The sequence below is a fragment of the Bacteroidota bacterium genome, assembly GCA_039111535.1.
GTDB lineage: Bacteria > Bacteroidota > Rhodothermia > Rhodothermales > JAHQVL01 > JBCCIM01.
The window spans coordinates 1-9,668 of sequence record JBCCIM010000229.1 but is presented as its reverse complement, the minus strand read 5'-3'; the positions used below and the strand labels follow the sequence as shown (position 1 = coordinate 9,668).

Here is a 9,668-nt window from a genome sequence, read left to right as displayed (position 1 = left end):
TCAAACTCAGAGAATATGACTTCGTATGGCTTGCTCAGAATATTCGCCAATACGTTCAACCGGCCGCGGTGGGCCATCCCTATAACAACTTCTTTGACTTCCTGGTCAGCAGCATCACACAGCATCGCGTCGATCATCGGAATCATTGTCTCGCTGCCTTCAAGTGAGAAGCGTTTGTGACCGATGTACTTCGTGTGCAGGAACCGCTCAAACGCTTCAGCAGCATTCAGGCGCTGCAAAATCCGACGTTTTGTCTGGTGTGGCAACGGATCAGAGGCACGTACGGGCTCTATCCGCTCCTGCAACCAACGCTTCTCGATGGGGTCAGAAATGTGCATGAACTCAATGCCGATTTTCCGGCTGTATGTTTCACGCAGAATTTCGAGGATTTCGCGGAGCGGTAGAATGTCGGACCCACCGAGACCGCCCGTGATGAATTCACGATCGAGATCCCAGATTGTGAGTCCGTATGTAGCAGGATCCAGTTCGGTATGGTGCGCCCAATCGTATCCGAGCGGGTTAACGTCGGCCTGCAGGTGTGCACGCACGCGGCAGGCGCGGATCAATTGCAATACACCAGCCTGCTTCTGAATCACCTCCATTTCCTGATCCGCATTTGCACCACCTGCCATTTGCGAGGTGGAATCAGACGTCAACATATACGGCTGATACGGTACTTTCAGGCTGGAAAAGATCTCTTGATAAAAATCATGTTTGCCGAGCAGCAATTCGCTTACGTAAGCAAGAAATGCCCCACTCTCGGCCCCCTGAATGACGCGGTGGTCATACGTCGAAGTGATAGACATCACTTCAGAAATACCAAGCTTTTTGATTACGTGCGGCGGCACAGCCTGGTACTCAGGAGGATAGCCAATTGCACCAACGCCAATGATCGCGCCTTGCCCTGGCATAAGGCGCGGCACACTCAATGCCGTCCCGATCATCCCCGGATTGGTCAATGAAACCGTGGTGCCCTGAAAATCTGCAATCTGAAGCTTACCATCGCGTGCGCGAACAACCAGATCATTGTAGATGCCGTGCAACTGCACAAAAGTCATCTGATCCGCCGCCTTAATGTTTGGCACCAGCAGCGTTCTGCGGCCGCGCCGTTCTACATCAATGGCAAGGCCCAGGTTTACATTCTTCGGCACGACATGCTGCAACTTGTTGTCTTCATGCGTCACCGTGGAATTCATGTTACTGAATTTCGTAAGCCCTTTTACAATGGCAAATGCCACGACGTGCGTAAAAGAAACTTTGTATCCGCCGACATAGCGCTGATAGTCGTTAATCAGCTTCCTATTCTCAGCCAGCAGCCGGACAGGAATTTGACGCACCGATGTTGCCGTAGGGACACCAAGGCTGGCCTCCATGTTTTCGACAATCTTGGCGCCGGCGCCCCGCAACGGGTGCAACTCCACATCTTCTCTACCAGAAGCAGACGCTGAGGCAGGGTGAATCGGGTCGGTTATCGCCCCGTCTCCCCCACTTGGCATCGCGGGTGAAAGCGCTACCGTACTGGCCTCTGCAGGCTCCTGTACACGCGCAGACCGCGCAGCGACAAATGATTCAGATGGCTGATAATCAGCAAAAAAGTCCTGCCAGCTTTCGCTAACGCTCTTCGGGTCTTTGAGATACTGTTTATATATCTCCTCGATGTATCCGGTATTATATCCTAACGCACTCACGGTCTGTGTATTTATTTGTCAGGGGGTCGGACGTGTTAGACGTACGATAACGACCCTGTTTAGGTAAGGATTCCACGATTTCCATTTTTACGCGGACATCCCGGAAAATTCTCGTACGTAATAAAAACTTAAGGTCTTTCCTTTAAAAAAGATGTGCGAAATTAAAAGTATCCCAAAGTAGTGGCATTTGTGAAAATTAAGCGGCAGAACGAGCACGCAGTTTGATCACATTTTCGATATGGTACGTATGAGGGAAAAGATCTACCGGCTGTACGGCCTCTATTTCGTAGATATCTCCCATCATGCTCAGATCACGCGCCTGGGTCTGCGGATTACAGCTGACGTACACAAAACGTGCCGGCTGGAGCTCCGCAATCTGTGCAACTACCTTCGGGTGCATACCGGCACGAGGTGGGTCGACAATAAGTACATCCGGTTTGCCATGTTTCTGGACAAACGCTGGTGTAAAAATTCGCCGCATGTCGCCATCAAGGAAAGTACAATTGGTGATGTTGTTCTTTTGTGCATTGGTATGCGCATTCTCGATCGCTTCGGGCACCAGTTCTACACCCACCACATGTCGCACATGCGGGGCCATAAATATGGAAATGGTGCCGGCGCCGCAATAGAGATCGTATACCAGGTCATCAGGGCCCGCTTCGGAAAACTCGCGGGCAACTTCATACAGGCGCTCAGCCTGCACCGTGTTGGTCTGGAAAAATGCCCCCGGGCCAATTTCGAAAGTAAATCCGCCAATTTCATCGCGAATAAGTCCGTCACCTATGCCGATGTGATGCTCTTCTCCAATCGCCACCTGGGCCAATCCCGTGTGGATGGTATTAAGAAAGGTTGTGACTTCAGGAAAGCTTGCTTTCACGTACTCAGTCATACGATCAAACCGATCCTCATCGAACCCGTTCGTCACGACGTTCACCATCAAGTCGCCCGTACGTTGACCTGTGCGCACAACAAGGTTACGTAAATATCCCACGTGCTTCCGCACATCCCAGCAATCCCACCGCTCTGCTTTGGCTAGCTGTCGAAACCCATTTAACAACCTAACCGATATTTCAGCCGGCAGATAACAGGTCTGCAAATCAATAACCCTGTTGTACCGACCTGGCGCATGCATACCAAGCGCAAAAGATGTGTCGAACCTTTCGTCACTTGCAATTTCTTCGGATGTCAGCCACCTGGAGGAGCTAAAGGTGTACTCCATCTTGTTGCGATACCGAAACTGCTCTTCCGCACCAATGATCGGATTGACTTCGATATTCTCATACCCGCCCTGAAACTGCAACGCCTCAACCACGCTTTGTCGCTTGGCATCCAATTGGGCCTCATACTGCACATGCTGCAACTTGCAACCGCCGCAGCTACCAAAATATGTACAGGTCGGATCGGTGCGCAACGGACTTGGCGAGAGCACTTCAACAAGACGTGCTTCGGCAAATTTCTTCTTCTTACGCACAACCTTTGCGAGTACGTTATCTCCAGGAACGGCACCAGGCACAAAGACTACATAGCCGTCAAGCCGTGTAAGGGATTTTCCACGATCAGCAAATTTCTCGATCGTCAGTGTTAACTCGTCGCCTTTTCGCAAAGTATTTCCGGGGATTAAGATTGACCCTTAGGGCCTGACTACAAACGAAGCACTAGGAGACTTTGAATCCCCCCCTTTTGTTGCAATATTATGCATCCGGGTTGCTATTACCTTACCTTCTTTTTCAACCAGCAAGTTGTACATGGCAACGTGTTGTGCTGCAGCATAGCCAGCCAACGTATGCAGCAAAGCCGCTGCAGTGCGCGGATCACGCTTTATCATCGACTTCAATTCAGGACGAAAGAAGCCAAACACACTCGTCTCAGTAACTGCTTGCGCGGTTTCGAAACGCCTGAAGTCACCAAGGAGCGCCAGGTGACCAAATATCTCAAAGTCGCCGGCTTGTTGGGACTCATGCAGGTTGCCCTCCTCATCTTCCGTCAATAGCCTTACGCGCCCACTCTGAACAATGTACATCCCCAGCCCCGGGTCGCGTTCGCGATAAATATACTCATCCCGCTTGTATTCCCGCACGTGCAGCGCCTCAGCCAGGCTGCGGATGGTGCCCCGGTTGAAATTGGCAAACAAGTCTACCGAGCGCAACGCCTGCGCTATTGCCTGGGTACGAATATCCAGTTGTGGCCTAAAAGCACGCCTGTAAAGGCGTTGTAGCCATTCACGAAAGTGCTGGAGGGTCCGTTGGGTAGAATCTAATTGCGGCATTGATTTCCTGCCTAAAAGGTATGTCCGATACCAAAGTGGAGGCGGGATTCCTTGAACGCGTTGTCAAGAAACGCTCCGCGTAAAGCCGGATCGTGTACACGGTACGCCAAATCCAATCGTAATATCAAATAATCCCACGCGAGCCGCAAGCCGAATCCGGTACCGATGCCAATTTCTTTATAGAATGAGGAAAACTTGAAATGGCCGGCATCATCACCCGGATTCCTTGGTCCGAACCACACATTGCCGGCATCTCCATAAAAAGCAAGAATCCAGTCTGCTGCGAGCACTTCACGCAGTACGGTGCTACGAAGCTCGATACTTGCCTCAAGCTTGATATCTCCCCCCAAAATGCTATTGTTATCAACCAACAGGCCACTGGTTGTATCTGCCCGTGTTCGGCCCGGCCCAAGGCCTCGCAACCCCCAGCCTCGCACGCTTGATGCACCACCACTGTAAAACCTGCGATCAAAGGGTACAAGATTCGCCTTGCCTGTAGGATGCGCAATACCGCCCACCAGCTTCCAGGCCAGGACCGAGTTCTGGCTAATCGGTTTGTATTGCCTCAGATCTGCTGACAACCTGGCATATTGGCGATAAATCAGGCTATTATCCGAATTATCGCTGCGAAACAGGGACAGTCCGGGTATTCGCCCCTCCAACGAATCTGGCGAATAAACAAACCTATCGAGGAAAAAGGGCAAATTCCCGCCAACCTCTAGGGCACCCTCATAACTGTATCCTTGCTCACGGCGCAGCGGATTTACGTTCGAAGCACGACGTGTAAATCGTAATGCACTGTTGATCTGGGGCTCGGTATAGTCTTCAAGGATTTGCGCAAACTGTACCGGATCATCAATTGACTGGAGGATATTCCCCAAAAAGTTGTTTCTAAATCCGTTCAGGGTATCCGGGTTACTGAGGGAGAGGTCAAACAGATCGAGATAGGAGACGAGCGTAGGGCTCTGTTGCATTTCCAGTCTCAAGCGGGCCGTCCCCCTACCCCGGATCACAAAGCTGAGTTCTTCTCGGCGTGCGGTTAGGAAAGAAAGAGAAACCTGGGTACGGGCATCATACAGGCCAAACACTTCATCGAGCCCTTTGAAAGGCGCTATCAGATAGGGGAGGGTGAGCGCGGTTGATATTTCAGCCTGGGCCGAAGTAAAGAAGGTTGTATCGATATCAGCGGCAATGGAGCCGGTTGTGCTCAACCGAAAACTCTCACCATTGCCCAGCAGATTGACATTTTCGTATGACACCCCTAGCCCGGTACCCAATTCATTCTCAGAACCTGACAAAACGCCGTTCCGCTGTAGCATAAATGCCTCAAAACGCATCTGATGCCGTTCGCGCGTCTCAAGCAATACGCGATGGGGTAATTGATAACTGCTATCTGCACCTTCCCGTTTTATATCTTCCCACTGGGGATCTATACGCGAGAGCACAAAGATACCTTTGGCTTCGAGCCGGCGCTTCGTGGAAAGCAATTTAGACTGATCGTACCATTCCCCGGGCTCAAATTGCAGGCTGCTGGCAAGCAAATCTCCTTTCAGCTTACGATCTCCCTCTATTGAAGCAGTAACTTCGCCCCCTACATGGCCATTGGAATCCACAGGTGTGTTGCTGCGCAAGGCCAACTGCTTTTCAGCCACCTCTTCAGGGCCATTAACGTCGAAGTGGATATCACCAAACCGGTACCGCTCACCAGGTCTGACGCGGAAAGTCACGTCAAAAGAGTCAGGATTGTGGTCGGTAATAATTGCCCGTACAGAATCACGCGTTACAGCAGCAAATCCTTCTTCCCGCAGAAATTCAAGTATACGCCGGCGCTCCTCGTGCAGCAACACCTCAGAATACCACTGCCCCTGGGGCTTAAAAGCTAACCGGTCTTCGTGAGGCAATACATCTCGGTGCAATAATGACTCCCTTGCGAGCCGGTCCTGCTGATCCTCATTAAGGTTGTTCACGTCGAAACGGACATCCTTCACGAATGTCGGGGGACCCTGCGCAATCAGAAAAGAGACTTCCAGCCGCTTGTTGGCCGTAGTATCAACCTCGGCCTTCACCTGTGCACGACGAAACCCGGATTGCTGGTAGTATACCAACAGGCGCTGGACATCTTGCTCGAGGACCACTTTATCCAGATAGTAAGGGGGTTCACCAGTCGCTTTGAGTGCACTGCCTATTCTGTTGCCAAATAGTCCGGAATCACCAATACGATATAGCCACAGCCACCAGTTGAACCCGGGCACCAGCAAAAAGCGGCGATTGGCTTTTGTGCGCACACGTGCCTCAAGCTGCTTTTTATTGAATATACGATTGCCTTTAAAGCGAACTTTGGAAATGAGGAGTTGTGGCTCTGCAGTTGCGGATTCCAGTTCTCCAGATTGGGCGAAAGCAGGAGACGTGCTACAGAGCAGCCAAAAGCATATAGTTATACAAAACCATCGGGTATGGTTAGATGCAAAGCTTCTAATAGCGTATAGAGCAGATAACACGAACCCAGGAATGCTTGAAGCAGCGCGCCACGTATGGGAATAGCAGGCTGTTTATTCAGCTAAGAATTGACTAATCGTCTTCAAAGAAGAAATCATCGTGAGAAGTCGGGAAATCAGGCCAGATCTCCTCGATACTCTCATAAGGCTCTCCATCATCTTCAATAAGAAGAAGATTTTCTACCACCTCGATGGGGGCGCCAGTGCGATCGGCATAATCGATCAACTCCTCTTTACTTGCCGGCCATGGCGCGTCTTCCAAGTAGGAGGCCAATTCAAGAGTCCAGTACATGGCAGACGACTGAATTTTTAATTCTCATTGACAGTTATTGATTACCAAAATCCCTTTACAGATTAGGTGTTCGCAGAACTATAGGACACCTTTGGGACAAAAGCAAGCGAATTCCCTGAACCCCAAATATCTGCAATACATGCAGTTAGCGAGAACAGAAAATAAAAACGTGGGCACGCGTTACCCCGCAAACGGGTTCCCGCATTAACCCACATTAATGAGAATTGTCGACCTAACTGAGGGAGACTAAAAAGGAATGGCTAAAGTTTTCGCCAACCTACCCGTAAAAGCAACCGATTAATCCAGAGAGCTTGTATTGGCTTCTAGTTCGGTGAACATTTCCTGGTACTGCTCAGGCGTCATGCTTGGCAGGAAGAGGAAAATCGGGTTGTAAGGCTTGCGCGTTTTACTGTCGCGCACTTCATAATGTAGATGAGGTGCTGTGGAAAGCCCGGAGTTACCACTCAGTCCGATTTGATCACCACGCTTGACTTTCTTGCCGCGCTTGATGTCTTTCGGGATTTCTGAGAGATGGCCATAGACCGTTGTATAGCCTGTAGCAGGGTGCTGCACCTTGAGGTAAGTACCCAAACCCGAGTTTCTACCTGTTTCAAGGATTACACCATCTCCGGTAGCATACACAGGAGATCCTGTTGGGAGCAGGATATCGATGCCGGCGTGCATCCGGCGAATTTTCAAGATTGGATGGTAACGCATGCCGAAGCCAGACGTTACGCGACCGTTTGCAGGCAGGATAGCCGGCATTTGCACAAGCCAATCACTGCGTTTTTCTGCCAGAGAAGCCAACTCGCGGTAGCTCTGATTCTGAAGGCTTACTTTCCGCTCCAATTCATCGAGCAATTCTGCGGTAGCTTTGAGTTGATCTGAGGTATTAGGGCTAAACCTGTCAAACTCCTCATACTTATCTTTACCGCCGACACCCATCATTAACACGTCTTCAGGGATTGGATCTGCCTGAAGAATGGTTCGATAAAGGTTTTGATCTGATTGCGAAAGCATCGACAATTCAGCCGAAAAATCGCGCATCCGTTCTCTGACGTGCGTAAGCTGTTCCTGAAGAACAGCGTTCTCTTCAATTAGCGCAAGCTCCTGGGGGGTACCTATAACTTTGTCCATGCCCCAGCTGATAAATCCTGCGAGGAACAGGGAAACCAGCAAAACCAAGGCTGATCGCTTTATAATGCGCGAACGCTTGGGCTTAAGCTCAACAAAAGAGAATGTATTCTCGTCGTAGTAGTAATATCTATTCTTTGCCATAAGAGCAACTCTTATCCCACCTAATACTTCTAACCAACAAAGGCTCATTTTAAGGGCATGTTCAGCACATACCGACTTTGGCCTGGCAAAGCATACACGGAGGTAAATTCAAAGATTCAGTAACTAACAGCACCCGAAGGAGTAGATGCAAGAATACTTTCCGACATAATATATGACTTATATCGACAAGTTACTTATATCCTTTCAAACTTGTGTATGGCTGAACTATGTGGGGGATAGTCCACGAATACCTAGGGGTAGCTATTTGGTCACAGAAATTAATTCTATGCGTGTGTCCTAACTAACGGCAAGGTGAATATAATTGAGCGGGGTGCGCTTGTCAACAGCAAGTATCATCTTGCGACACGAAAGCAGGCAATATCCATCAATTCGTGGCATTTGTGAAACTTCTCACAAAATTTTTGCCAAATTTGCACTCAGTTTCTAAGACAATATCGTCCCACTCATCTATAACCCTGAAGGTTCAACCATTTTTTTCCTAAAAAAACTGGAAAGACCGCAAAACGGCCTACTCGTAATCGTGTTCCAAATATTGGAGTCCACGGTTCGGCTGCCCAGATTTATTTTTCTGAATTTGATCAGCCAATCTTTGAGAGAATATTTCTGCCGGATCATAGCCGTAATGTCTCAAAATGTGATTCATTGCGATGACCTCACAGATCACTGTGATATTTTTACCGGGCGTAATCGGCACTTTCACCATGGGGAGTTCGACGCCGAGAATCGGATGGGTATCATCAACGACACTAATCCGGGTGTAGTCTTCATCAGGATCCCAAAGCTGCATATTTACAACGACCTCAATGCGCTTCTGGAACCGTATGGCACGGATACCGAACATGGCGCGCACGTCGACAAGCCCGAGCCCTCTCACTTCCATAAAGTGCTGCACCAGGTCTGTGCCGGCGCCAATGAGCAGGTTTTCGCCGCGGCGCGTCGCCACAACCACGTCGTCTGCTACGAGGCGATGCCCGCGCTCAACCAGGTCGAGCGCAACTTCGCTTTTACCTATGCCGGCTTTCCCAACAATGAGCAACCCGACGCCATACACATCCACAAGTGACCCATGAACCGGTTTCTGCCAGGCAAAGTGATCATTGAGCAAGTCGCCCAGCAGCGACATAAAACGGGTTGTTGGGGTTGGCGTGCGGTAGACAGGAATGCCGGCTTCAGTTGCCATCGCCAGCAATTCATCTTCAAGCGCATTGCTTTCTGTCAGAAATATGCAGGGCAGGGCAAACTGCACCAGGTTGCGAAACGCTTGCCGTCGCTCTTCAAGCGACAAGTGGCGCAAGTACTGGCTCTCGGTATTGCCAAGGATCTGTACGCGCTGAAAGGTAAACAAACCGATGTATCCCGCCAGGGCAAGTCCGGGCCGGTGTAAATCCTGTTCGGTTACCTTTCGCTCTGCTGTTTCTACTTCGTTCAGCGCCTCAATCTCAATCTTTGCACGTTCACGAAGCAAGTCAACCAATGCTGCTACGCTAACAAATTCTTTTTTGAATGCCTTGGATTGCTGACGCATGAGAAATGGCCTGATTTAGGGGACTTCTACGGTTTCCAGCACACTGGTCACAATCTCTTCTGTCGAGATTTCTTCCGCTTCAGCTTCGTAGGTCGGCGCGATG

At 50.0% G+C, this 9,668-nt stretch carries 7 protein-coding genes; all 7 read right to left on the bottom strand.

Annotation, left to right across the window (positions count from 1 at the left end):
* Positions 1–1,688 (bottom strand): 2-oxo acid dehydrogenase subunit E2 (locus AAF564_23700; protein ID MEM8488573.1); only part of this gene is annotated, 1,688 nt, incomplete at its 3' end.
* Positions 1,689–1,884: 196 nt separating this feature from the next.
* Positions 1,885–3,291, bottom strand: coding sequence for a 23S rRNA (uracil(1939)-C(5))-methyltransferase RlmD (rlmD, locus tag AAF564_23695; protein ID MEM8488572.1), 1,407 nt, complete (start codon positions 3,289–3,291; stop codon positions 1,885–1,887).
* A gap of 27 nt (positions 3,292–3,318) precedes the next feature.
* Positions 3,319–3,954, bottom strand: a complete 636-nt coding sequence (locus tag AAF564_23690; protein MEM8488571.1) for a cyclic nucleotide-binding domain-containing protein — start codon at positions 3,952–3,954, stop codon at positions 3,319–3,321.
* 11 nt (positions 3,955–3,965) lie between these two features.
* Positions 3,966–6,452: a BamA/TamA family outer membrane protein gene (locus AAF564_23685; protein MEM8488570.1), complete on the bottom strand. Its 2,487-nt coding sequence runs from the start codon at positions 6,450–6,452 to the stop codon at positions 3,966–3,968.
* Positions 6,453–6,522: 70 nt separating this feature from the next.
* Positions 6,523–6,741: a DUF2795 domain-containing protein gene (locus tag AAF564_23680; GenBank protein MEM8488569.1), complete on the bottom strand. Its 219-nt coding sequence runs from the start codon at positions 6,739–6,741 to the stop codon at positions 6,523–6,525.
* A 297-nt stretch (positions 6,742–7,038) separates the two neighbouring features.
* Positions 7,039–8,019: a M23 family metallopeptidase gene (locus AAF564_23675; protein ID MEM8488568.1), complete on the bottom strand. Its 981-nt coding sequence runs from the start codon at positions 8,017–8,019 to the stop codon at positions 7,039–7,041.
* A 529-nt stretch (positions 8,020–8,548) separates the two neighbouring features.
* Positions 8,549–9,565 carry an HPr(Ser) kinase/phosphatase gene (gene hprK, locus AAF564_23670; GenBank protein MEM8488567.1) on the bottom strand — a complete coding sequence of 339 codons (1,017 nt, stop codon included), beginning with the start codon at positions 9,563–9,565 and terminating at the stop codon, positions 8,549–8,551.
* Between the last annotated feature and the right edge of the window lie 103 nt (positions 9,566–9,668).

Bases quoted from the DNA above. Each gene is read 5' to 3' on its own strand.
- AAF564_23690 (MEM8488571.1), bottom strand. From the start codon at position 3,954: ATGCCGCAATTAGATTCTACCCAACGGACCCTCCAGCACTTTCGTGAA.
- AAF564_23680 (MEM8488569.1), bottom strand. From the start codon at position 6,741: ATGTACTGGACTCTTGAATTGGCCTCCTACTTGGAAGACGCGCCATGG.
- AAF564_23675 (MEM8488568.1), bottom strand. From the start codon at position 8,019: ATGGCAAAGAATAGATATTACTACTACGACGAGAATACATTCTCTTTT.
- hprK (MEM8488567.1), bottom strand. From the start codon at position 9,565: ATGCGTCAGCAATCCAAGGCATTCAAAAAAGAATTTGTTAGCGTAGCA.